Genomic DNA, 21,785 nt, shown 5'->3' with positions numbered 1-21,785 from the left:
GCCGGTGTGCGTGCCTACCGCGTACGCTGTCCCGGCTTGCCTTCGTCCTGCGTATCCTGCGTATCGCCGGCACGCGACCGGCGATACGCCTCCCGCCCGGCGTAGACGGCACCAGCGGCAAACATCAGCGCCAGCGCAAACCAGGTGATCGCATAAACGAGGTGGTTGTTGTTGAACGTGATCACGGTCAGCCCGCCCGCCGGCCAGGTGCGCTGGCTGGCATCCCCCAGCGGCACCGCCGCATCCGCGTCGACGAAATACGGCGCCACGTTTTGCAGGCCGCGCGCGGTGGCGATGGCCTGCACATCGCGCGCGTACCAGCGTTCGGCCGCCGGATCGTTGGTACGGAGAAAGCCGTTGCCGGGCTCGCTGAAGCGCAACAGGCCGGTGACGGTGGTCTCGCCAGTGGGGGCGCTACCGCTGCGCCTGGCCCGCTCGCTCTGCTCCGGTGGCACAAAGCCCCGGTTGACCAGCACCACATTGCCGTCCGCCGTGCGCAACGGCGTCACCACCCAGAAGCCGCCGCCAAGCTCCGTCACTGCCTGGACCAGGGTCTCGCGGTCGTTCAGGAAGGTACCAGTGAGCCGCACGCGGCGGTACTCGTCGGCAGCCTTGGTGAGCCGCGGCCACTGATCGGCACTGGGTGCGGCCGTGGCGGGAGCATGCACGCGCGCGTTCACGCGCTCGATTAGGTCGAGCTTCCACGCGCGGCGTTCGACTTGCCAGACGCCAAGCGACAACAGCCCCGCCACTGCCACGATGGCGAGCAGGGCAAACGCCACAAGCGCGCCGGTGGCGCGCTTGCGGGAAAGCTGACTGGATTGGGCTGCGCCCTGCTGCCGGGCCGTCAAGGCAGGTTCTTCATGTCGTGCATTGGCATCATGTTCTGGTCGAGGTGGAACATTACCCAAAGCGAGCCGCTCAGCGCGATGACCACCAGCATGATCGTGAAGATCAACGCCAGCATGGTCCATCCGCCTTCCGACCGCGCATTCATATGCAGGAAATATATCATGTGGACGACGATCTGCACCGCGGCACAGCCCAGCAGGAACAGCGCCGTGGTGCTGGATTTGTCGAATACCTTGGCCATCACCAGCCAGAAGGGGATCGCCGTGAGGATCACCGCGAGCACGAAGCCCGTCATGTAACCCTTGAAGGTGCTATGGCTGACCTCGCCATCGTGTCCGTGGCCATGGTCGTCATGGCCATGCCCATGGGAATCGCCTGCAAGGGCATTGTCATGCGCGTTCATGGCAGCACTCCCATCAGGTAGACGAAGGTAAACACGCCGATCCAGACCACGTCCAGGAAGTGCCAGAACATGGACAGGCACATCAGGCGGCGCTTGTTCTCCGGGATCAGCCCATGCTGCCCCACCTGCGCCATCAGCGTGATGAGCCAGACAATGCCCACGGTCACGTGCAGCCCGTGCGTGCCCACCAGCGTGAAGAACGAGGAGAGGAAAGCGCTGCGCTGCGGGCCCGCGCCATCGTGGACCAGGTGCGCGAACTCGTAGAGCTCCAGGCTGATGAACGCCGCGCCCAGCAGGCCGGTGACGCCGAGCCAGATCAGCGTGGTGCGCACCTGCGCCTTCTGCATCTCCAGCACGGCAAAGCCGTAGGTGATCGACGACAGCAGCAGCATGGTGGTGTTCAGTGCCACCAGCGGCAGCTCGAACAGCTCGGCGCCCGTGGGGCCGCCGGCGTAGCGCCGCCCCACCACGCCGTACACGGCAAAGAGGCTGGCGAAGACTAGGCAGTCGCTCATCAGGTACAGCCAGAAGCCAAGCAAGGTGCCGTTCTGCGCATGCACCTCGCTGGTCGCATGGAAGTGCAGCTCGCTCTGGCGCGGTGTGTCCGGCATGCGCACGTCGCCGGGGCCGTAGGAGGCGGTGGTATCAACCATGGCTGGCAAGCAGGCGCGTGCGCTCTGCCTCGGTGCGCACGACGTCGTCGGCCGGGATGTAGTGGTCGCGCTTGTAGTTGAAGGTGTGGCCGATCGCCACGACCAGGATCGCCGCAAAGGACACGATCACCACCAGCCACATATGCCAGATCAAGGCGAAGCCGAGCACGGTGCTAAGCCCCGCGAGGATGATGCCCGCACTGGTGTTTTTCGGCATATGGATCGGGATGAAGCCTTGCTGTGGCCGTTGGTAGTGGTGCTCTTTCATCTGCCACCACGCGTCGTTGTCATGGATGATCGGGGTAAAGGCAAAGTTGTACGGCGGCGGCGGCGAGGAGGTCGACCACTCCAGCGTGCGGGCATCCCACGGGTCGCCGGTGGTGTCGCGCAGGAATTCGCGCCGGCGGTAGCTGACCACCAGCTGGATCAGGAAGCAGCCGATGCCGAGCGCTATCAGGAACGCGCCGAAGGCGGCCAGCTGGAACCAGATCTGCAGGGATGCGTCCTCGAAGTGGCTCATGCGCCGGGTCACGCCCATCAGCCCGAGCACATAGAGCGGCATGAAGGCGACATAGAAGCCAACCAGCCAGAACCAGAACGAGCACTTGCCCCAGAACGGATCCAGCCGGTAGCCGAAGGCCTTGGGAAACCAGTAGGTGATGCCGGCCATCAACCCGAACAGCACGCCGCCGATGATCACGTTATGGAAGTGCGCAATCAGGAAGAGGCTGTTGTGCAGGGAGAAATCCGCCGGCGGCACGGCGAGCAGCACGCCGGTCATGCCGCCGATGACAAAGGTGACCATGAAGCCGATGGTCCAGAGCATGGGTACCTCGAAGCGGATGCGCCCGTGGTACATGGTGAACAGCCAGTTGAACATCTTGGCCCCGGTCGGGATCGAGATGATCATGGTCGTGATGCCGAAGAACGAATTGACGCTAGCGCCCGAGCCCATGGTGAAGAAGTGGTGCAGCCAGACCAGGTAGGACAGCACCGTGATCACCACCGTGGCATACACCATCGACGCATAGCCGAACAAGCGCTTGCGGCAAAACGTCGAAACCACTTCCGAGAAGATGCCGAACGCGGGCAGCACCAGGATATACACCTCCGGGTGCCCCCAGATCCAGATCAGGTTCACGTACATCATGGCGTTGCCGCCAAGATCGTTGGTGAAGAAGTTGGTGCCGGCATAGCGGTCCAGCGCCAGCAGGGCCAGCACGGCGGTGAGCACCGGGAAGGCCGCGATGATCAGCACGTTGGTGCACAGCGCCGTCCAGGTGAACACCGGCATCTTCATCATGGTCATGCCGGGCGCGCGCATTTTCACGATGGTCACGAGCAGGTTGATGCCCGATAGCAACGTGCCTAGCCCGGCAACCTGCAAAGACCAGATGTAATAGTCCACGCCCACGTCCGGACTTTGCAGCACGCCCGACAACGGTGGATACGCCAGCCAGCCGGTGCGCGCGAACTCGCCGACGAACAGGGACATCATCACCAGCACGGCGCCGCCAACCGTCATCCAGAAACTGAAGTTGTTGAGAAAGGGAAAGGCAACGTCGCGCGCGCCGATCTGCAACGGCACGACAAAGTTCATGAGCCCGGTGACCAGCGGCATGGCCACGAAGAAGATCATGATCACGCCGTGCGCGGTGAAGATCTGGTCATAGTGGTGCGGCGGCAGGTAGCCCAGCGAATCGCCGAAGGAAACCGATTGCTGCAGCCGCATCATGGCCGCATCCGCGAAGCCCCGCAGCAGCATGACGATGCCCAGCACGACATACATGATGCCGATCTTCTTGTGGTCGATGCTGGTGAACCACTCGTGCCACAGGTAGCCCCACGCTCGCACGTAGGTGAGCACACCGACCAGCGCCAGGCCCCCGATCACGACCGCCACGAAGGTCGCCAGCAGGATGGGCTCGTGATAGGGAATTGCCTCCCAGGTGAGGCGGCCGAATACCAGTTGCGTCAGGTCGAGGTGCTCGGGCATTGTGTCACCAGGGCCGCAAGGGCGTTGTTTCGGGAATCGGGGAACAGCAGCTCATTGGGCAACATCATTGGGTAACATCGTTGGGCAACCTCATTGGGGCAACGCCCTGGTGGACGCCACGCGTGGACCGTCGCCGATGCCGGCGGGGTCGCCTGCCGTGCAGATGGCGCCTAGGCCGCTGCGGGCGGCGCCGCGTTCAAGCGCGGCCACGTCGAAGCCCCGGGGCTTGTCTTGCCCCTGCCCCCGGCCTTGTCGCGCACTCATGGCCATGTCCCTGATGCAAGGCTGGTTGGCTTGCACGCAGCGGTTCAGGATCGCGTCGTACAAGCCCGACGTCACGCTGGCATAGCGGCGCACCGGCTCAAGCTCGCTGGGTTGCTCCAGCCGCAGGTAGGCTTCGCGCGTCAACGCGCCGCCGCCGGCCTTGGCTTGCTGGACCCAGCGCGCGAATTCCTCGGCGCTCATGCCATGGAACTTGAAGCGCATGCCGGAGAAGCCCGCCCCGCTGTAGTTGGCGGAGAAGCCCTCGTAGACCCCCGGCTGGTTGATCACCGCATGCAGCTTGGTCTCCATGCCCGGCATGGCATAGACCTGGCCCGCCAGCGCGGGGATGAAGAAGGAGTTCATCACGGTGGACGCCGTGATCTTGAACCGGATTGGCTGATCCACTGGCGCCGCCAGCTCGTTGACCGTGGCGATGCCCTGCTCGGGGTAGAAGAACAGCCACTTCCAGTCCAGCGCCACCACCTCCACGGTGAGTGGCTCCATGCCCATGGGCACCGGGCGCTCGGCATCGATGCGGCTCAAGGACTGGTAGGGGTCGAGCTTGTGGGTGCTGACCCAGGTCAGCGCGCCCAGGGCGATGATGATCAACAGCGGCGCGGCCCAGATCACCAGCTCCAGCAAGGTGGAATGGTCCCAGTCCGGCTCGTAGATGGCCTCCCTGTTGGCCTCGCGGTAGCGCCAGGCAAAGAGCAGGGTCAGCGCGATCACCGGCACGATGATCAACAGCATCAGCCCGGTCGAGATGATGATTAAATCACGCTGCCGAAGCGCCAGGTCCCCGGCCGGGGCCAGCAACACTGCGTTGCAACCCGTCAGCAGCAGGATGGCAGGAAGCAACAGACACCCGCGCATCGCGTAGCGGGATGGCACTATCCGAATGCGAAATTGCATAGCCGTGGAAGTGATCGTTGGGACTACGCCGGTGAGCTGGCCGCGGAAACTCAACATTTCCTATGGCACTGTAGTCAAAGAAGTGCCATTCTTAAAGGAGTGACACAAAACGCCACCCCGAACAACGAGAGACGAGAGGGCCTGACGATGTCCAGCAGCGCTACGGATCAGCACCAGCACCAGCCGTCACCGTCTTCCCCCACGCCCGCGCACGAAGCCGCGCACCGGGCGCAGGTGGCGCCAGCCGAGATCGCCGCCGGCGTCGTCATCGGGCGAGCGTCCGAGTATTTCGACTTCTTCGTCTACGGCATCGCCTCGGTGCTGATCTTCCCCACCGTGTTCTTCCCGTTTGTCAGGCAACTGGAAGGGCTGCTGCTCTCCTTCACGATCTTCTCCTTCGCGTTCATCGCCCGGCCGTTCGGGACCACCTTGTTCATGGCGATCCAGCACCGCTGGGGACGCAGCATCAAGCTGACGGCCGCGTTGTTCCTGCTGGGCACCGCCACGGCTGGCATGGCGTTCCTGCCGGGCTACGATGTGCTCGGCAACCATGCCATCGTCATCCTGGCGGCGCTGCGCATCCTGCAGGGCATTGCGCTGGGCGGCTCATGGGACGGGCTGCCATCGCTGCTGGCACTGAACGCCCCGGCGCACCGCCGCGGCTGGTACTCGATGCTGGGACAGCTCGGCGCGCCGATCGGCTTTCTCCTTGCCGGCTCGCTGTTCCTCTACCTGCGCGCCAACCTGGAATTCGACGAATTCCTGGACTGGGGCTGGCGCTATCCGTTCTACGTGGCGTTCGCCATCAACGTGGTCGCGCTGTTCGCGCGCCTGCGGCTGGTGGTGACCCAGGAGTACACGCAGTTGCTGGAAGAAGGCGAGCTGGAGCCGATCAGCCCGGTCCAGATACTTCGCGCCCAAGGCTACAACCTGTTCATCGGCGCATTCGCCGCGCTGGCCAGCTACGCGCTGTTCCACCTGGTCACGGTGTTTCCGTTGTCGTGGGTCGCGCTGCACGCCACGCAGGACATCAATGACGTGCTGATCATCCAGGTCATCGGCGCGGGGATCGCCATGGCGGCCACCATCGCCTCCGGCTGGATCGCCGACCGCATCGGGCGGCGCACCACGCTGGCGCTGATGGCCGTCCTGATCGGCGTCTTCGGCCTGTTCGCGCCATACCTGATGAACGGCACCCCGGCGCGGCAGGACCTGTTCATCCTGATCGGCTTTGGCTTGCTGGGCTTGTCGTACGGACAGGCCGCGGGCGCTGTCACGGCAAACTTCGGATCGCGCTTCCGCTATACCGGCGCAGCGCTGACCTCCGATTTTGCGTGGCTGTTCGGCGCCGCCTTTGCGCCCCTGGTGGCGCTGGGGCTGTCGGCCGAGTTCGGCTTGTTTGCCGTCAGCGGCTACCTGCTATCGGGCGTGGCGTGCACGTTGCTGGCGCTCTGGATCAATCGCAAGATGGAGACCCGCGACTAAGCTGGCTACAACAAAGAATGCGGCCAGTCATGAGCAATGACTGGCCGCCTTCTTTTCTACCTCGCCTTTCTACTCCGTCTTTCTACTCAGAAATTCCCGAAGAACCCCCGCGCGGCCACCATGCAGAACGGCGCCACCAGGCTGCCGTGGTAGGCCTCGATCACCGCCGAGGCGCCGCCATCGGTCGCGCCCGCGGCCACCGCCTGCGCGGCGAGCGTTGCCTTGGCCAGCGCAAAGCCCTGCTTGATCGGCGCATAAGGATCGGCAGGCCCCGCCACCGGGGCGTCGACATCCAGCACCGAAGTCAGCCCCGCCGGCACCTTGGCGTTGCGCCAGTAAGCCTGCTGCACGGTCGCGTTGAAGAAGAACACCGTCGGATCAAAGCGCCCACCGCAAAGCTGCACCGGCGCGCGCGGCACCCAGTTGCGCAGGTCGTTGCGCTTGAATGCCTGGCGCAGCGGCGCGGCCGGGCTGGCCGCCGGCGCCATCGCCACCGTGGTGTAAGGGAACGCGCCATCCGGATTCACCAGCGCGTCTTCCAGCAGGCCAAGCCGGAAGCTGTTGCGCACCAGGTTGCCTTTGCCAAACCCGAGGGCAAATATCGGCAACAGCTCAGGCGGCGCCAGCGCAGCGGTAGTGGGCGGCGTCAGCGAGGCAAATTGCGGGGCCGGCGGATACGGGCTGAAGAGCGCCGTGGCAGGCAGCTTGCCGTTGCCGATCAGGGTATCGATGGGTGTCAAGCTCGGCAGGAGATCCTCGATGCCGCGTGCGTAGGCGGCCTCAAACAGGTCGCCCGGCCTGCGGTAGATGTTGCCGTAGGCGTTCTGGTAGCTGGTCGCCACCAACGTCGTGAAGACGGTGGAACCAATGTCCACCTCGCCCGCGATCAGTGCGTCGCCCGTGGCCGCCATGGCATAAGGGCCCGAACCCGTGGAGGCTGCCGTCACGTTGATGCCCGCCGCCTGCAGCGCGCGGTGCGTGGCCATGGCAACGTGGCCGCCCTGCGAATAACCGGTAATAAAGAGCTTGCCGTTTTCCCGGACCGCCCTGCCCGAGCCCGCCCGGCCCAGCGCAACCCGCGCGGCCCGCAGCGAGTCGATCATGTCCGCCGCTTGCTGGTTGGCATTCAGGTAGGGATGATAGGAAAGCTCGGAGCCGGCGTAACCCGCGTAGTTGCTTGCCACCACGATATAGCCCTGCGCGGCGTACATGGCCGCGACGCTGATGCCCTCCGAGGCGCCATCGCCGTTGCCCGGGTCCTGCTGCGTCAGGTCCGCAACATTGAATTTGCGGTAGGTGGTGGTGCCGTGCGCGTACATCAACGCCGGGCGTGGCCCGCTGCATGCGCGAGCGCCGCTGGGAATCATCAGCGCGCCGCTGGCGGTGGTGGGTTCGTTCGCGCCGCCGATGGTGCGGTAGCGGAAGTAGACGATCTCCAGGTCGCATGCAGGGGCGCCGGCGATCTGCAATAGCTGCCGGCCTGAATCGCTTGCGTTGAGCACGCCGGACAGCGCGGCCGCGCTCAGGCGCAGCGTGGTCTTCTGATCGAGAAGCTGGCCGCGATTACTGTTGTAGTAATTGGTGTTGCCGTTGCAACTGCCCCCGCTGCAAGAACTCGCCGATTGCGCGTAAGCACCCGCGCTTAGCGCCAGACACATCAAGGCCGCAAAGCCCGCCTTCGCCATGGTCGATCGCATCTTTTACCCCCCCGCCTGTGGTCTACGTCAGTTAGCCTGATCTGCACAATTAGCGGAGTGTAGGTAAACGGATCGGCCACCCGCCAGCTTCAGAGTGTGCGATCTCGCATCGTGAAATCATCGGAATGGGACGGGCTCTCGGCCATCTGCACTCTGTTCCGCGGATGCGGCAACTTGGGTTTTGCGCATGTCAGAATTAAGCAGCGCTAAACCGTATCGATGACTTCGCCGCGGCCTGAGCAGACCGCCAGTGCATCCTGCCCAAACCGCGCCCCGGTGTTCGTGACCGGGGCAAAGGGCATCGGCAGGCCAACGCCGTAGCCCTGCGCGTAGTCCACCCCAAGCGCGCGCAGCCGCTCCAGCAGCGCCTCGTTCTCTACGTACTCGGCAATGGTCTGCTTGCCCATTGCGTGGCCGATGCGCTGAATCGCCTCCACCATCACCAGGTTGACCGGATCGTTCAACATCTCCCGCACAAAACTGCCATCGATCTTCAGGTACTCGGCCGGCAGGTGCTTCAGGTAGGTGAACGAGGACATCCCCGCACCGAAATCGTCCAGCGCGAAGCGACAGCCCATTTCCTGCAACTGGCGGATAAACACGGCAGCTTGCGCCAGGTTGCCGATCGCCGCGGTCTCGGTAATCTCGAAACAGATGCCGTCAAGCGAGATGCCATGGTGCACGGCCCGCTCGCGCACGTAAGCGGGCAGCAGGGCGTCGCCAAGCGAGGCGGCCGACAGGTTCAGCCCGCACAACGCCACATCGCCAGGCAGGGCAAGCTGGTGGCGGGCGAGCGCGGCAAAACCGGCGTCGATCACCCCGGTCCAGCATTGGCATCAGGTTGTAGCGCTCGCACGCCGGGATGAAGGCCATCGGCGGCACCAGCAGCCCGGTTTCATCCACCATGCGCAGCAGCAGCTCGAGATGCCGGCCACGGCCGCCGCTGGATTGCAGCGGCACGATTTCCTGCGCATGCAGGCAAAAGCGCCCGGCCGCAAGGGCCGCGTGTATCCGGCTCACCCACTCCATTTCGTCGTGACGCGTGCGCACCGCATCATCCTGCGGCCGGTACACCTGGACGCGGTTCCGACCGCCTTCCTTGGCCATATAGCAAGCGGCGTCGGCGGCGCTCAGCGCTTCCTCCACCTGCGTCACCTCGCTGTCCAGGCTGATCAGGCCGATGCTGACGCCAAGCGAGAACGTGCGCTGCCGGTGCGCGAAGCGGAATTGCGCGATGCTTCCCCGCAGCGCTTCGGCGACGCGCTGGCCGGCGTGTGCCGGGCAGTGTTCCAGCAACACGCCGAACTCGTCGCCGCCCAGCCTTGCCAGCGTATCGCCCTTGCGCAACTGGCCGCGCATCACCGAGGCGACCTGACGAATCAACTCGTCACCGGCGGCATGGCCGCACGTATCGTTCACTACCTTGAACTGGTCGAGGTCCAGGTACATCAGCGTATGGCTGCCCGCCTCGCCATGCACCCGCGCCATCGCGCCGGCCAGCCGGCGCTCGAACTCGGCTCGGTTGACCAGGCCGGTCAAGGCATCATGACTGGCCTCATAGGTGAGCCGCGCGGCGTGCTCGCGTTCACGGCTCATGTCGTGCAGCACCAGCACCACGCCGATGGCATTGCCCGCACGACTGCTGATCAGCGCCACCGAGAGCTTGACCGCGATCTGGGAACCCGCCCGCAGCAACAGCAGCAGCGTGGAGGGTTCCCGCCAGCGCCGCTCCAGCGCCGCCTCTACCAGATCGGGGATCGGAACATGCGTGGCCTCGTCCTTGAGCGTGCACACACGACACAGCGGCAGGCCGATCGCCTCCTCGCTGCGCCACCCGGTCAATCGCTCCGCCGCAGGATTGAGCGAGTCGATCAGGCCCGCGACATCCGTCGTGATGACTGCGTCCCCGATTGCCTGCAGCGTCACCTGGGCGCGCTCCTTCTCCGCGAAAATCAGGGCCTCCGAGCGCTTGTGGTCGGTGATATCGGTCAGCGAGCCTGCCATGCGCTGCACGCGGCCCGTGGCCGTGCGCACCAGGCGGCCGCGCGCCCGCACCCATAGATGGCCACCGGCCTTGGTACGCAGGCGGAATTCCGCGTCGTAGGGCAAATCACCGCGCAGATGCCGGCGCAACTTCAAGGGGAGAGCAGCATGGTCGGCCGGGTGCACCAGGGCCAGTATGGTCTCACGCGCCTGCGACAGCTCGTGCGCCGCGTAGCCCAGCATGGCGGCACAGCGCGGCGAGAAATACAGTCCGCCGCTACGCACGTCCCAGTCCCACAGCCCGTCGTTGCTGCCGCTGACCGCCAGTTGCAAGCGCTCCTCGCTGTGCGCCAGCGCCTGCCGGAGTTGCCGCTCCTGGCGCAAGGTGCGGTTCGCGATCAGGATCCCCGGCAACAAGAGCAACGCGGCTACCATGGCAATGCCCGGCAGCAGGATGTCGCGCACGCGGCGCGAAGCTTTGCCGAGTGCGTAGGAGAAGGCGGTCTCCAGTGGCGTCAAGCGCGCATCGATCGCAGCAACTTCCTGCAGCAGCGGGCCGACGCAATTTGCGCCGCATGCGCCGCCATGGATCAGGGCGTGCAGGCGCCGGGCATGGTCCTCCAGCGCCATCACCTCGACATCGGCCCGCGCCCAGATCGAGACGGCCTCGTCAATCTCCGTCACATGACGGAAATGCCGAAGCAGACGGATCATGCCGGGAATATCATCGATATGATTGCCGCCGGCGACAAAACCGGCGCGGACCTGTTCGAAGTCGGGATCGGCTCGCTCGATCTCAAGCCGGGCCTTGCGGTCACCCAGTGGCACCGCGATGGCGCGCCGATAGGCATCGAACGCGGCCTCATCGCCACTTTCCCCGTAGCGCAGCAGTTGAAGCACCGCGTCTTTCTGGCCTTTGCTCCAAAGGCTTTCGCCGCCCACGAAGGCGCGCGCCGAGGACAGCATGTCGACGCTTGCCATCCCCACCAGCGCGAGCACTACCACAATCGCCACGAAGGGCCAGATCACCCGGAGCCGATGCTCGCTGGCGGGCGAGGGTTGGGAGGTCTGCCCCATAGGTTCCTATATGTGACGTAACGCCACGCAGCGCAGGCGACAAGTCGTATTCGCATCGATGGCTCACGAATCCGCCATGCCAGGGCGGGTACCCTGGCATTCTGCATCGCAGGGCCCAGCATGTCTTTAACTCAGAAGGGTTAATTGAAGACATGAACGGGACGGCTCGGCGTGCGCTCTGGAATTCCCGCGCCAGAGGCTCTGGCGGACGGAGCGCTACGCGCACGCAAACTCACATTGCCCCTCCCCCTGAGCGGATATCATATGCCCACCAAACAAGGCGCTCCCGGCTGGCCGACGATCAACGGATCCGCGGATCCGCCCGGGGCAAGCAGCTTCACCTAGCGATACCACACATGAACCCCAATCCCGACACCCCCGCACGCCACGCCATCCGTTCCCTCACACAGCTTGAAGGGCGCGTGCTGGCCGTGCTGGTCGAGAAGCAGCACACGGTGCCGGACACCTATCCGTTGTCCCTCAATGCACTGACGTCCGGCTGCAACCAGAAGACCGCGCGCTCGCCGGTGATGAATGCCTCCGAGGCCGAGATCCTCACCGCCATCGATGGCCTGAAACGCCTGAGCCTGGCCATGGAAGGCAGCAGCAGCCGCGTGCCGCGCTTCGAGCAGAACATGAAACGCGTGCTGGGCGTGCCAAGCCAGTCGGTCGCCTTGCTTACCACGCTGCTGCTGCGCGGGCCCCAGACGGCCGCGGAACTGAGGCTGAACTCCGCGCGCCTGCACGCATTTGCCGACATCTCGTCGGTCGAGGTGTTCCTGGAAGAGCTGGCCGCCGCCGAGCCGCCCTTTGTCGTCAAGCTGCCGCGCGCCCCCGGCGGACGCGAAAGCCGCTGGATGCACCTGCTGTGCGGGGAAGTCAGCATCGATGACATCGCCGAGCGCGGCGGCACCGACGACAACATCTCGCCCTCCGAATTCGAGTCGCTCAAGGCCGAGCAAAAGGAGCTGGCGGAGAAGGTAAGCCGGCTTCAGGCGCTGGTGGAGCGCATGGCGGGCGAGCTGGGCATTGCAGTCGACACGAATGGGTTGTAGGCGTTAGCCGTTAGCCGTTAGCCGTCAGTACAAACCCGCCACAACTATTCCAGTTGGAAATATTGTGCGCCCGCGTGCCGCAGGCTGCGCCCAGCCTGTCGACGCGCCACAACAGCTGGCGTTGGCCCGATTAGTGCTTGCGCGTATGATCGTGGATAGCTGCATCCTATCCACGGCGAGGCCGCAACCCTGATTGCCCCGGCTTCGCCAAGCGCTCCATGGCGCAGCCTTTCAGGGCAGCTTCGGACACTACGCTGTCACAATACTGTCCTTGAAAGGCAGCCATACTTTGCAGTCCAAACACGTTGAGGCCTTTGACGATGCGCGTGACGATTCGCACCATTACGATTCCAGGAAGCCAAGGCCGGGCCGCCCTTCACCAGGCCGTCGTGTATGCCACGACGGAGCAAGAGGCTACGCCACTCATGACGAGTGACTGGAGCCAGCGCGAGCCCGAAGTCTTCATGGCTGCCCAGACTTGGGCAAGACGCAATACCTACATCGTTTCGAATCCCCGCACTGGTGCGTTTTACGGGAGTCCTGCCGGGCGCTAGGCAGCGCCATCGACAGTACGCAAGGGGGCCCTCACCAGCGCCCCCTACCCTCAAGCACCAGGGCCCGATGTAGATATCGCGAGCCTTGCGAGCGCCTTCAGCGAAGGCCGGGCTTCTTTCGCTCCGACAATTCCGATCCCAAATGTATGGACATGGCGCGTCCCGCGCCATGTCCATACGCGCGTGCCGCGACCGAGACGGTGGATATCGTCGGCAGGATCACCGACCGCGTGGACGAGGCGGCGCTACTTCGAGTGAATTAATCGCCACGCACAAGACGGCAAGCGCCACGCGGCGGCGCGCCCGAAGTCGACATCGCTAATACCGACGCTCGAAAGATTTCAATTTGGCGGGCTAACGCAAGGAAGGTGCAATTGCGTAGTCTAGTGAATCTTCGGAGCCAATCCGCAGCACATCCGTGCCGTGTCGATGATCGCCCGCAGCCTCGCCAACCTGCTGGTCAAGAAATCCTGGCCGGCCATCCTGAGGGCCGGCCGCTAGCGAAGCGAAGCGAAGTGTATGCCAATGCAGCACCTCAATAGGAGGATGTATGAAGCTACGTTCCAGTCACGCCCGACTTGTGGCACTGGCTACCGTGCTATACGCCGGTACCTGCTGCGCCCAGGATGCCAGTGCCGTGGAGCCCAAGGCAATGGATGCCCTTAAGTCGATGGGGACCTATCTACGCACATTGCAGACTTTCTCCCTGCACTCGAGCACAACCACCGACCAGATACTCGACAACGGTCAAAAGGTGCAGTTCGAAGGCAGCGTCGACTACCGGGTCCGGCGGCCCAACGCGCTACGCGCGGATATCCATTCGGATCGGGTGCAAAGGTCTTTCTACTTCGACGGGAAGACGCTGACCCAATATGCGCCCCGCATGCATTTTTACGGCATCGTCAACGCGCCACCAACGATCGCGGAGCTGTTCGGCGTGCTCAGCGAGAAGTACGGCGTGGATCTTCCGCTCACGGATCTGTTCTATTGGGGAACGAACCAGGAACGGGTGGACGAAGTCAAGTCGGCCGCCTACATCGGACCGGCCTATGTCGGTGGCATCGATTGCGATCACTACGCGTTCCGCCAGCAAGATGTGGATTGGCAGGTATGGATCCAGCGTGGCCAGAAACCGCTACGAAACCGCTACCGGTCAAGCTGGTGATTACGACCACCGCCGAAGCGACTCAGCCTCAGTATGTAGCGCAACTGAAGTGGAACCTCACGCCAAGACTTGACGACAAGATCTTCAAGTTCACGCCGCCCGGCGACGCTCGCAAGATTGACCTGGTCCCGGTGGCGCAAGCTGCCGCCAAACAATGAAAGGAGCAGTGCCATGCGCAATCTCGTCGTTGCAAGCGTCGCAACCTCACTGCTTGTCGCTGGTCTGGGCATCCTGCTTCCAGGCAGCGCTCTGGCTGAGCGGCAGTTCAACAATACAACGCGGACCAGCGTGAATCGGAACGCCAACGTCAATGCGAATTCAAACGTCAACGTCAATCGGAACGCCAACGTCAACCGGACCGCGAACGTCAATACGAACACGAACGTCAACGTGAATCGCAACGTCAACGTGAATGTTCAGGCGGACAACAACTGGCATCCGGTTGCCACCGCCGCCGTGGTAGCCACTACGGCCGTCGTTACAACGGCCGTAGTGGGTTCCATCGTTCACTCGGTTCCGCCGTCCTGTGTGCCCGTTGTCGTCAATGGTGTCACCTTTCAGCAATGCGGAACCACTTGGTATCAACCGCAGTATGCGGGCTCGGCAGTCCAGTATGTCGTGGTGGCCCCACCGCGTTGAGTAGGCGGTAGCCCGGGAACCGGGTTCGGAGCGAGCGGGTGAGTTGGTTCAACGAGCTCGCTGCTCGCGATCCGGGCGCAGGCGGCATGCGTCTGATGGCGAGCCCCGTTGCCTGTTGCCCGTTGCCCCTTGCAGGCGCGGCGCGCTTGTCGTACGCTGCCTGCCCGCCATCCGGAATCCCCGTCATGTCTCACCCGAAACCCGCCAGCTCGCTGGTCTACTCCACTGAACACGGCCGCATGTGTCCCGGCTGCGGCAACGCGCTGGCAGCCTGCACGTGCGGCAAGGCCCGGCCGGTCGCGCAAGGCGACGGCATCGTGCGGGTGTCGCGGGAGACCAAGGGCCGCAAGGGCAAGGGGGTGACGCTGGTGCGCGGCGTGGCGCTCGACGCGCTCTCGCTGGCGCAGTTGGGCAAGGACCTGAAGGCCGCTTGCGGCTCGGGCGGCACCGTCAAGGACGGCGTCATCGAGATCCAGGGCGACCACTGCGACACCGTGATGGAGAAACTCAAGCTGCGCGGGATGTCCGTCAAGCGGGCTGGCGGCTGAGCGCCGCGCCACGCGCCGCTAGCCGGAACGGGGCATGGGAGGCCTTGCGCGGCCTTTGTGCGGCCTTGTGCGGCCTTGTGCGGCCTTGTGCGGCCTTGTGCGGCCTTGTGCGGCCTTGTGCGGCCTTGTGCGGCCTTGTGCGGCCTTGTGCGGCCTTGTGCGGCCTTGTTGCGGCCTTGTGCGGCCTTTGTGCGGCTTAAGCGGCCCCTTAACGGTTGCGTTGCTTGTAGACGATGGTGCCGTCGGACTTGCGCTGGGGCACAACCGGGTTGCGGGAATTGCACACAGGGCAACGAAACAGCGGGCCCTGGCCTTCGTCCTTGACCGTCACGTCCTTGGGGTCCCAACGCGTCTGGCACGACTGGTTCTGGCAAGTAAAAAACATCTTCATTCTCCGTATTAGGCGCGGATCGTAGCACGGTGGCGGCGTTGGCCTGCTTTGGCACCACGCCGGGGCCGCTCCTGGGCCGCCTCGGCTATGCCACCTTCTACCGTCTTCGGCCTCACTGGCTATTCTGCTCCGTTTCCGAAAACGGATAGGCCTGCGGCTGAGCGTTTGCCCGCTGCGCGAGCCTGCGCGCACCGCCGCAGTGCAGGTTCGCCATGGTGCCGGACGGCGCGCACCCACGGCAGGCGCGCCATCCGTCGCATCCGCGCGCCATGCACCGCAAGCCGCCATGCCGAACGGCGCCGGCCGCTGCCGCGCGCCGGCCGGCATCGGTGAATGTCCCTGTGCCGCCTTTGCCGATTTCGGATAACGCCCACACCGCCCCCCTTCGTAGACTGGCTCCATTGCAAAGCGCATCCCAAGGAGCCATCCAGTGAACGAGGTAAGCACCAGGGCCATCATGCGACGGCCCGGCGCGGTACGGATAGTGGCGGCGGCAACGATATTGAGCGCGCTCGCCGCACAAGCCACCGCCGCTCCAAATGCCGCTCCCAACGCCGCCGATCTGCAGCCGGAAACCCTCTCCGTCCAGGCCCTCGCGCCCGCCGATGACGGCCGGCTCTATATCTCCGATGTGGCGTTCAAGCACATGGTGGACGGGCGCCTGCACGTGGTGGATGGCAAAGGCATGCGCTACCTCGGGCTGGTGCCCACGGCATTCGGCGGGCAGAGCGTCCTGTCCCCGGACAAGCGCACGCTGTACGTGATCTCCACGTTCTACACGCGGCTCGCGCGCGGCGAGCGCACCGATGTCGTGAGGAACGCAACGCCCGCCACCTCGGTCAGCATTGTCGACCTGCAGGCCGGCAAGTTCGTGGCGGAGGCGCAAACCCCGGGCTGTTGGGGCGTGTTTGCCACCGAGGCGTCCAGCCAGCGTTTTCGCACCCTGTGCAGCGACGGCACGATGCTGACGGTGACGCATGACGCCGCCGGCCAGCCCAGCGGGCAAAAGCGCAGCGCGCGCATGTTCGATCCCGACGCCGATCCGGTCTTCCTGCACAGCGAGCGCGTGGGCAACACGCTGACCTTCGTGTCCTTCAACGGCAACGTCTACAGCGCGGATCTCTCAAGCGAGACGCCGGTCTTCGCGCAGCCCTGGCCCGTGGTGGACGCGGCGGACCGCAAGGCGGGCTGGAAGCCGGGCGGCTACCAGTTGTTCGCGCTGCACGCGGCGACGGGCCGCCTCTACCTGGGCATGCATCCGCGCAGCAAGGAGGGATCGCACAAGACCCCCGCCGCCGAGATCTGGACCATCGACCTGGCGCAGCACAAGCGCGTTGCCCGCGCGCCGGGGCAGAACGCGCTGGCGCTCACCATCACGCAAGGGCCGCAGCCAACGCTGTATGTACTGGACGCCGCCAAGGCCGGCGTGGTGTCGCTGGACCCGGCCCGCGGCCTCAAGCCGGTGGCGCGCCTTGATCAAGTGGCGGAGAACGCGGTGCAGCTGGAGCTGCACCAATGAGCGCCGCCGCTGTGGTCTCCAACCTGTTGCGCGATCCGGTCGTGGCAGCGGCATGTTCCGCCGCCGCCGCGCTGGTACTGGCGCATTCCCTGTGGCCCAAGCTGCGCGACTTCTCCGGCTTCTGGAGCGCCTTGAGCGCTTACCGGCTGGTGCCCGATGCATGGTCGCGCTGGGTGGCGCTTGCCTACGTTGGCGCCGAGGCGGCCAGCGTGGCGGCGCTGGTAGCCGCGCCGCTGCACCCGGGCGCGGCGCTGCTGGCGGCGTGCGTGATAACGGTGGCGAGCGGCGCGGTGGGTATCAACCTGCTGCGCGGGCGGCGCGACATCCGCTGCGGCTGCGGCAGCGACACCGACAGCTTGCGGCTCTCGCCCGGCCTGCTGCTGCGCAACCTCGGCCTGGTCGCCGTGCTGGTGCTGGCCGCGATCACTGCTGCCGGACTGGCGGCCGACACGGCACCGCGCGCGTTCACGCTGCTCGACACCCTGGCCGCCGGCTTCTGCGCGCTCGCGTTATTGCTGCTCTGGCTCGGGGCCACGCAATTGCTGGTCAACGCTGACCGCGCGACGCGCCGCACCGGCCGCCCGGCTTCCAGCCACCCTACGCATTCCACCTTCTCGTGAGACTCCCATGACTGCTCTTGTGATTGCCAACATCTTGCTGTGGATCGCCGTACTGGCGCTGCTCTTCGGCTTCTATGCACTGGCCCGCCAGGTCGGCATCCTGTTTGAACGCGTCGCGCCGATGGGCGCGCTGGTGATCGACGCCGGCCCGCGCGTGGGCGAGGCGCTACCGCCCTTTGCCTTGCAGGATGTGCGTGGCGGCCCGGTGGCGGTGGGCGGCGCGCAGGCACGCAGCACGCTGCTGTTCTTTCTCTCGCCCACCTGCCCGGTCTGCAAGAAGCTGCTGCCAGTGCTCAAGTCGATGCAGGCCAGCGAGGCCGGTTGGCTGCGCGTGGTGCTCGCCTCCGACGGCGAGCAGCCCGAGCACCTGGCCTTCCTGCGCCACGCCGGGCTGGAAGCCTTCCCCTATGTGCTATCGCCCGAGCTCGGCATGCACCTGCAGATCGGCAAGCTGCCGTACGGCGTGTTGATGGATGAGCACGGCACGCTGCGCGCCAAGGGCCTGGTGAATTCGCGCGAGCAGTTGGAGAGCCTGTTCACCGCGATGGACCTTAACGTGGGCTCGGTGCAGCAATTCCTGGAAACGCGTGCCTGACGGCAGGGGAGAGAAGACCAATGTGGATTGACCGATTCTTCGAACACCAGACCCGGCGCGCGGCCCAGCGCACGGGCCGGCGCAGCGTCCTGGCCACGCTCGGCAAGGTCATGGTGGGCACGATGGCGCTGCCGGTGCTGCCCTTTGACCGCAGCGCGCACGCGGCGCCCGCTCGCGGCGGCAAGCCCTCCGGTGCGCAAGCGCAGGACGAAACCGCCTGCGACTACTGGAAGTACTGCGCGGTGGACGGCTTCCTGTGCGCGTGCTGCGGCGGCAGTTCCACCACCTGCCCGCCAGGCACCGAGCCCTCGCGCGTGTCGTGGGTGGGTACCTGCCACAACCCATCCGACGGCAGGCACTACATGGTCAGCTACAACGATTGCTGCGGCAAGACCACCTGCGGGCGCTGCGAGTGCAACACCAACGAGCGCGAACGGCCGGGCTACCGGCTGGGCGTGCACAACGACGTCAACTGGTGCATGAGCAACGACAGCACCATGTTCCATTGCACCACCTCGATCATTCTCGGAGTCCAGGAATGAGGTTATCCATTTCACAGCTCGCGCTGTGCCTGGCATGCATGGCGCCCGCCAGCGCGGCCCTTGCCGACTCGCTGGCAGACCAGGGCAAGGCCTTGTTCGGCACGCACTGCGCCGCTTGCCACAATGCCGATGCCTCCGGCATTGCCGGCGTGGCGCCGCCGCTGGCCGGCGCGCTGCGCGAGCGGCTCGCCACGCCGGCGGGCCAGGCCTACCTGGCCAATGTGCTGACCCACGGCCTCGCTGGCCCGATCCAGTCGCAGGGCCAGTCGTTCAACGGCGTGATGCCCAGCTTCGCCACACTGCCGGATGAAGCGCTGGCCGCCGTGCTGTCGTGGCTGGCGGTGAGCAACGGCGCGCCGGAGCCGGCCGTGAACGCCGATACGCTGGCCCGCGCACGCGCCGAGCGCAAGACCCCGGGCGCCGTGCGCAAGCTACGCGAGGCGGGGCAATAACATGGCATCGCGCAGCGCACGCACCTGGCGCTCGGCGGCGCTGCGCGGCCTGGGCTTGCTGGCGCTGGCCACGCTAGCCACGACCGCTAGCGCACAGGCCGATTTGCGCCACGCACGCGACAACTACCTGCTGCACTGCTCCGGCTGCCACCAGCCCGACGCCCGCGGCAAGCCCTCGGCCGGCATCCCCGACATGCGCGCGACCGTGCCCTTGCTGCTTGCCACGCCGGCCGGGCGCGCGTTCCTGATCCAGGTGCCGGGCACTTCGGCCTCCGCGCTCAGCGATGCCGAGATCTCCGGGCTGATGAACTGGATGATGCCCGCGCTCATCGGCCGCCACGACGTGCCAGCGTTCAGCACCGAGGAAGTGGGCCGCTATCGCCGCCAGCCGCTCGATGACGTGAGCGCGCACCGCGCCGCGATCCTGAACGATGGCGCGAGTACGACGCCGGACAAAGCCACCGGCGCGAGCCCCGGGCCAATGTGACAGACTCACGCAGGCAAGCACATGCAGGATAAGAAAACCGAAGCGAGGAACGACACGATGACCCCCACTGGCAACACGGATAGTGATAGCGGCACGGCGCGCGATGCCGTCAACAGCCCCGCCCCTGGGCGACCTTCACGGCGCCATTTGCTAGGCCACCTGGCCGGCGCCACGCTGGCCGGCATCGCCGCGGGCGTGGCCGGCAGCGCCGGCGCGGCGGCGCCCGCCGGCAAGGGCGGCGCATCGGTCGCATCCGGACCCGCCACCACGGCTAGCGGCCCGGATCCCATCGTGATGATGCCGGCCTGGCAACTCTCGCGCGAGATCCATGCCCGCAAGCTGTCGGCCCGCGAAGTCATGGCGGCCTACCTGGACCACATCGCTCGGGTGAATCCCGGCGCCAACGCCATCGTGGCGCTGCGCGAGCCCGAGGTGCTGCTGCAGGAAGCCACCGCCTGCGACCAGGCCCTCGCCGCCGGACGCTCCGCCGGCTGGATGCACGGCATGCCGCAAGCGCCCAAGGACCTGGCGCTTACGCGCGGCATCCGCACCACCTTCGGCTCGCCAATCTTTCGGGACAACGTGCCCACGGTGGATGCCATCATCGTGGAACGCGCACGCGCCGCCGGCGCCGTGCTGATCGGCAAGACCAATACCCCGGAGTTCGGCCTGGGCTCGCAAACCTTCAACCCCGTCTATGGCGCCACCCGCAATCCCTATGACGCCAGCCGCACCGCCGGCGGCAGCAGCGGCGGCGCGGCCGCCGCGCTGGCGCTGCGCATGCTGCCGGTAGCGGACGGCAGCGACTTCGGCGGCTCGCTGCGCAACCCGGCAGGTTTCTGCAACGTCTACGGCATGCGCCCCAGCGCCGGCCGCGTGCCTTACGGCCCCGCCGCCGAAGTCTTTATCCAGCAACTCGGCTACGAAGGGCCCATGGCACGCACCGTCGCCGACGTGGCCCTGCTGCTAGCCACGCAGGCCGGCCCCGATGCGCGCACGCCGCAGGCACTCGCGCAAGACCCGGTGCTGGCCACGCTCAGCCCGGCCAATGTGGCCGACGTGCTGAAGACCAGCCCCAAGGGCAAGCGCGTGGCATGGCTGGGCGACTGGGACGGCTACCTGCCCATGGAAGCCGGCATCCTGCCGCTGTGCGAGGACGCACTCAAAGCCTTCCCGGCCTTTGGCGCGCAGGTGGAAGCCATCAAGCCTCCGTTCTCGCCGGAACGGCTGTGGAAAACCTGGCTGGTGCACCGGCACTTCCTGGTCGGCAATGGCATGCTGCCCTTCTATCAGGACCCGGCCAAGCGCGCGCTGCTCAAGGACTCGGCGATCTGGGAGATCGAAGGCATGCTGAAACTCAGCGCCAGCGATGTCTATACCGCCAGCATGGAGCGCACCGCGTGGTATCAGGCATTGCTCGGTGTGTTCAAGCAGTTCGACTACATCGCGGTGCCGACGGCGCAAGTCTTTCCATTCGACGTGAACCAGCCCTGGCCGAAGCAGATCGCCGGCCGCGACATGGATACCTATCACCGATGGATGGAAGTGGTCTTCCCGTGGACGCTGTCAGGGTGTCCCGCGATTAGCGTTCCGGTTGGCTTTGGGCCGCAGGGGTTGCCGATGGGGATGCAGTTGATTGGGCGGCCGAGGGATGATTTGTCGGTGCTCAGGCTGGCGTACGCTTATGAGCAGGAGCGTAACTGGGTGGGGGGGAGGTTGCCGCAGGTGATGATGGGGTGAAGGGGGGTGGGGTTGGGGTTGTGGCTGCAACTGCAACTGCAACTGCAAATTCAGCTTCAAATTCAAGGACTTAACTGCAACTTCAACGGCAGTTTCACCTCCCCTGCGGGGAGGCGACCTACTTTTTTGTCTTGCGGCGTGTGTCAAGGTAGTTGT

Annotated in this window: 22 protein-coding genes; 13 read left to right on the top strand and 9 right to left on the bottom strand. The window is 65.5% G+C overall.

Annotated features, from left to right (window positions below; translation table 11 throughout):
* Positions 1-14: 14 nt before the first annotated feature.
* The 5 genes from OR16_RS36850 to cyoA all read right to left on the bottom strand — a co-directional run bounded on the left by OR16_RS36850 (position 15) and on the right by cyoA (position 5,041).
* The gene (locus OR16_RS36850) at positions 15-851 is read right to left on the bottom strand and encodes an SURF1 family protein (protein WP_006164128.1); all 837 of its coding nucleotides are present in this window, start codon (positions 849-851) and stop codon (positions 15-17) included.
* Positions 848-1,255, bottom strand: a complete 408-nt coding sequence (cyoD, locus tag OR16_RS36845; RefSeq protein ID WP_006164127.1) for a cytochrome o ubiquinol oxidase subunit IV — start codon at positions 1,253-1,255, stop codon at positions 848-850. Before cyoD ends, OR16_RS36850 begins: the two co-directional genes overlap by 4 nt.
* A complete protein-coding gene (cyoC, locus tag OR16_RS36840) occupies positions 1,252-1,908 on the bottom strand; it encodes a cytochrome o ubiquinol oxidase subunit III (protein ID WP_006164126.1) in 657 nt (218 codons plus the stop codon). The genes cyoD and cyoC overlap by 4 nt, the downstream gene beginning before the upstream one ends.
* On the bottom strand, positions 1,901-3,904 hold the full coding sequence (gene cyoB, locus OR16_RS36835) for a cytochrome o ubiquinol oxidase subunit I (RefSeq protein ID WP_006164125.1): 2,004 nt from the start codon (positions 3,902-3,904) through the stop codon (positions 1,901-1,903). The genes cyoC and cyoB overlap by 8 nt, the downstream gene beginning before the upstream one ends.
* Positions 3,905-3,994: 90 nt before the next feature.
* Entirely contained in the window at positions 3,995-5,041 is a 1,047-nt protein-coding gene (gene cyoA, locus OR16_RS36830) for a ubiquinol oxidase subunit II (RefSeq protein WP_006164124.1), read from the bottom strand.
* A 186-nt stretch (positions 5,042-5,227) separates the two neighbouring features.
* On the opposite strand from cyoA, the gene OR16_RS36825 reads away from it, so the two are divergent.
* Positions 5,228-6,565 (top strand): MFS transporter, encoded by a 1,338-nt coding sequence (locus OR16_RS36825; protein ID WP_006164123.1) that lies wholly within the window; start codon positions 5,228-5,230, stop codon positions 6,563-6,565.
* A gap of 86 nt (positions 6,566-6,651) precedes the next feature.
* On the opposite strand, the gene OR16_RS36820 is transcribed toward OR16_RS36825, so the two are convergent.
* The 3 genes from OR16_RS36820 to OR16_RS42330 all read right to left on the bottom strand — a co-directional run bounded on the left by OR16_RS36820 (position 6,652) and on the right by OR16_RS42330 (position 11,322).
* Positions 6,652-8,262 carry a hypothetical protein gene (locus tag OR16_RS36820; protein ID WP_050983224.1) on the bottom strand — a complete coding sequence of 537 codons (1,611 nt, stop codon included), beginning with the start codon at positions 8,260-8,262 and terminating at the stop codon, positions 6,652-6,654.
* Between the two features lie 206 nt (positions 8,263-8,468).
* On the bottom strand, positions 8,469-9,017 hold the full coding sequence (locus tag OR16_RS46910) for an EAL domain-containing protein (protein WP_237717373.1): 549 nt from the start codon (positions 9,015-9,017) through the stop codon (positions 8,469-8,471).
* Positions 8,923-11,322 (bottom strand): diguanylate cyclase domain-containing protein, encoded by a 2,400-nt coding sequence (locus OR16_RS42330; protein ID WP_237717372.1) that lies wholly within the window; start codon positions 11,320-11,322, stop codon positions 8,923-8,925. Before OR16_RS42330 ends, OR16_RS46910 begins: the two co-directional genes overlap by 95 nt.
* Before the next feature lie 356 nt (positions 11,323-11,678).
* Here OR16_RS42330 and OR16_RS36810 point away from each other — a divergent pair, with 356 nt between their 5' ends.
* The 5 genes from OR16_RS36810 to OR16_RS36795 all read left to right on the top strand — a co-directional run bounded on the left by OR16_RS36810 (position 11,679) and on the right by OR16_RS36795 (position 15,283).
* A complete protein-coding gene (locus tag OR16_RS36810) occupies positions 11,679-12,377 on the top strand; it encodes a YceH family protein (RefSeq protein WP_006164121.1) in 699 nt (232 codons plus the stop codon).
* A 1,104-nt stretch (positions 12,378-13,481) separates the two neighbouring features.
* Positions 13,482-14,096 (top strand): DUF2092 domain-containing protein, encoded by a 615-nt coding sequence (locus OR16_RS36805; RefSeq protein WP_081488995.1) that lies wholly within the window; start codon positions 13,482-13,484, stop codon positions 14,094-14,096.
* Positions 14,093-14,254 carry a DUF2092 domain-containing protein gene (locus OR16_RS42320; protein ID WP_006164119.1) on the top strand — a complete coding sequence of 54 codons (162 nt, stop codon included), beginning with the start codon at positions 14,093-14,095 and terminating at the stop codon, positions 14,252-14,254. The genes OR16_RS36805 and OR16_RS42320 overlap by 4 nt, the downstream gene beginning before the upstream one ends.
* 13 nt (positions 14,255-14,267) lie before the next feature.
* On the top strand, positions 14,268-14,735 hold the full coding sequence (locus OR16_RS36800) for a hypothetical protein (protein ID WP_006164118.1): 468 nt from the start codon (positions 14,268-14,270) through the stop codon (positions 14,733-14,735).
* Between the two features lie 185 nt (positions 14,736-14,920).
* Entirely contained in the window at positions 14,921-15,283 is a 363-nt protein-coding gene (locus OR16_RS36795; protein ID WP_006164117.1) for a translation initiation factor Sui1, read from the top strand.
* 208 nt (positions 15,284-15,491) lie between these two features.
* Here the strand turns inward: OR16_RS36795 and OR16_RS44740 are convergent, their stop codons facing one another.
* Complete coding sequence (locus OR16_RS44740) at positions 15,492-15,668, bottom strand: hypothetical protein (protein ID WP_006164116.1); 177 nt, start codon at positions 15,666-15,668, stop codon at positions 15,492-15,494.
* A 436-nt stretch (positions 15,669-16,104) separates the two neighbouring features.
* On the opposite strand from OR16_RS44740, the gene OR16_RS36780 reads away from it, so the two are divergent.
* The 7 genes from OR16_RS36780 (at position 16,105) to OR16_RS36750 (ending at position 21,629) form a co-directional block, all read left to right on the top strand.
* On the top strand, positions 16,105-17,193 hold the full coding sequence (locus OR16_RS36780) for an amine dehydrogenase large subunit (RefSeq protein ID WP_237717370.1): 1,089 nt from the start codon (positions 16,105-16,107) through the stop codon (positions 17,191-17,193).
* Positions 17,190-17,813, top strand: a complete 624-nt coding sequence (locus OR16_RS40280) for a MauE/DoxX family redox-associated membrane protein (RefSeq protein WP_006164113.1) — start codon at positions 17,190-17,192, stop codon at positions 17,811-17,813. The genes OR16_RS36780 and OR16_RS40280 overlap by 4 nt, the downstream gene beginning before the upstream one ends.
* 7 nt (positions 17,814-17,820) lie before the next feature.
* A complete protein-coding gene (gene mauD / locus OR16_RS36770; protein ID WP_006164112.1) occupies positions 17,821-18,408 on the top strand; it encodes a methylamine dehydrogenase accessory protein MauD in 588 nt (195 codons plus the stop codon).
* Between the two features lie 20 nt (positions 18,409-18,428).
* On the top strand, positions 18,429-18,950 hold the full coding sequence (locus OR16_RS36765) for a methylamine dehydrogenase light chain (RefSeq protein ID WP_006164111.1): 522 nt from the start codon (positions 18,429-18,431) through the stop codon (positions 18,948-18,950).
* Positions 18,947-19,402 (top strand): c-type cytochrome, encoded by a 456-nt coding sequence (locus tag OR16_RS36760; protein ID WP_006164110.1) that lies wholly within the window; start codon positions 18,947-18,949, stop codon positions 19,400-19,402. Before OR16_RS36765 ends, OR16_RS36760 begins: the two co-directional genes overlap by 4 nt.
* A 1-nt stretch (position 19,403) precedes the next feature.
* On the top strand, positions 19,404-19,889 hold the full coding sequence (locus OR16_RS36755; RefSeq protein ID WP_006164109.1) for a hypothetical protein: 486 nt from the start codon (positions 19,404-19,406) through the stop codon (positions 19,887-19,889).
* 297 nt (positions 19,890-20,186) lie between these two features.
* Positions 20,187-21,629, top strand: coding sequence for an amidase (locus OR16_RS36750; protein ID WP_050983225.1), 1,443 nt, complete (start codon positions 20,187-20,189; stop codon positions 21,627-21,629).
* Positions 21,630-21,785 lie beyond the last annotated feature (156 nt).

Source organism: Cupriavidus basilensis OR16, from assembly GCF_000243095.1.
GTDB classification, from domain to species: domain Bacteria; phylum Pseudomonadota; class Gammaproteobacteria; order Burkholderiales; family Burkholderiaceae; genus Cupriavidus; species Cupriavidus basilensis_D.
Note: the sequence above shows the minus strand (reverse complement) of the source record. Positions and strands in the feature narration are given on the sequence as shown.

What these genes read in the sequence shown, in the direction of transcription:
- cyoD (WP_006164127.1), bottom strand. Translation starts at nt 1,255, where the DNA reads ATGAACGCGCATGACAATGCCCTTGCAGGCGATTCCCATGGGCATGGC.
- cyoC (WP_006164126.1), bottom strand. Translation starts at nt 1,908, where the DNA reads ATGGTTGATACCACCGCCTCCTACGGCCCCGGCGACGTGCGCATGCCG.
- cyoB (WP_006164125.1), bottom strand. Translation starts at nt 3,904, where the DNA reads ATGCCCGAGCACCTCGACCTGACGCAACTGGTATTCGGCCGCCTCACC.
- cyoA (WP_006164124.1), bottom strand. Translation starts at nt 5,041, where the DNA reads ATGCGCGGGTGTCTGTTGCTTCCTGCCATCCTGCTGCTGACGGGTTGC.
- OR16_RS36825 (WP_006164123.1), top strand. Translation starts at nt 5,228, where the DNA reads ATGTCCAGCAGCGCTACGGATCAGCACCAGCACCAGCCGTCACCGTCT.
- OR16_RS36820 (WP_050983224.1), bottom strand. Translation starts at nt 8,262, where the DNA reads ATGCGATCGACCATGGCGAAGGCGGGCTTTGCGGCCTTGATGTGTCTG.
- OR16_RS42330 (WP_237717372.1), bottom strand. Translation starts at nt 11,322, where the DNA reads ATGGGGCAGACCTCCCAACCCTCGCCCGCCAGCGAGCATCGGCTCCGG.
- OR16_RS36810 (WP_006164121.1), top strand. Translation starts at nt 11,679, where the DNA reads ATGAACCCCAATCCCGACACCCCCGCACGCCACGCCATCCGTTCCCTC.
- OR16_RS36805 (WP_081488995.1), top strand. Translation starts at nt 13,482, where the DNA reads ATGAAGCTACGTTCCAGTCACGCCCGACTTGTGGCACTGGCTACCGTG.
- OR16_RS36800 (WP_006164118.1), top strand. Translation starts at nt 14,268, where the DNA reads ATGCGCAATCTCGTCGTTGCAAGCGTCGCAACCTCACTGCTTGTCGCT.
- OR16_RS36795 (WP_006164117.1), top strand. Translation starts at nt 14,921, where the DNA reads ATGTCTCACCCGAAACCCGCCAGCTCGCTGGTCTACTCCACTGAACAC.
- OR16_RS44740 (WP_006164116.1), bottom strand. Translation starts at nt 15,668, where the DNA reads ATGTTTTTTACTTGCCAGAACCAGTCGTGCCAGACGCGTTGGGACCCC.
- OR16_RS40280 (WP_006164113.1), top strand. Translation starts at nt 17,190, where the DNA reads ATGAGCGCCGCCGCTGTGGTCTCCAACCTGTTGCGCGATCCGGTCGTG.
- mauD (WP_006164112.1), top strand. Translation starts at nt 17,821, where the DNA reads ATGACTGCTCTTGTGATTGCCAACATCTTGCTGTGGATCGCCGTACTG.
- OR16_RS36765 (WP_006164111.1), top strand. Translation starts at nt 18,429, where the DNA reads ATGTGGATTGACCGATTCTTCGAACACCAGACCCGGCGCGCGGCCCAG.
- OR16_RS36760 (WP_006164110.1), top strand. Translation starts at nt 18,947, where the DNA reads ATGAGGTTATCCATTTCACAGCTCGCGCTGTGCCTGGCATGCATGGCG.
- OR16_RS36755 (WP_006164109.1), top strand. Translation starts at nt 19,404, where the DNA reads ATGGCATCGCGCAGCGCACGCACCTGGCGCTCGGCGGCGCTGCGCGGC.
- OR16_RS36750 (WP_050983225.1), top strand. Translation starts at nt 20,187, where the DNA reads ATGCCGGCCTGGCAACTCTCGCGCGAGATCCATGCCCGCAAGCTGTCG.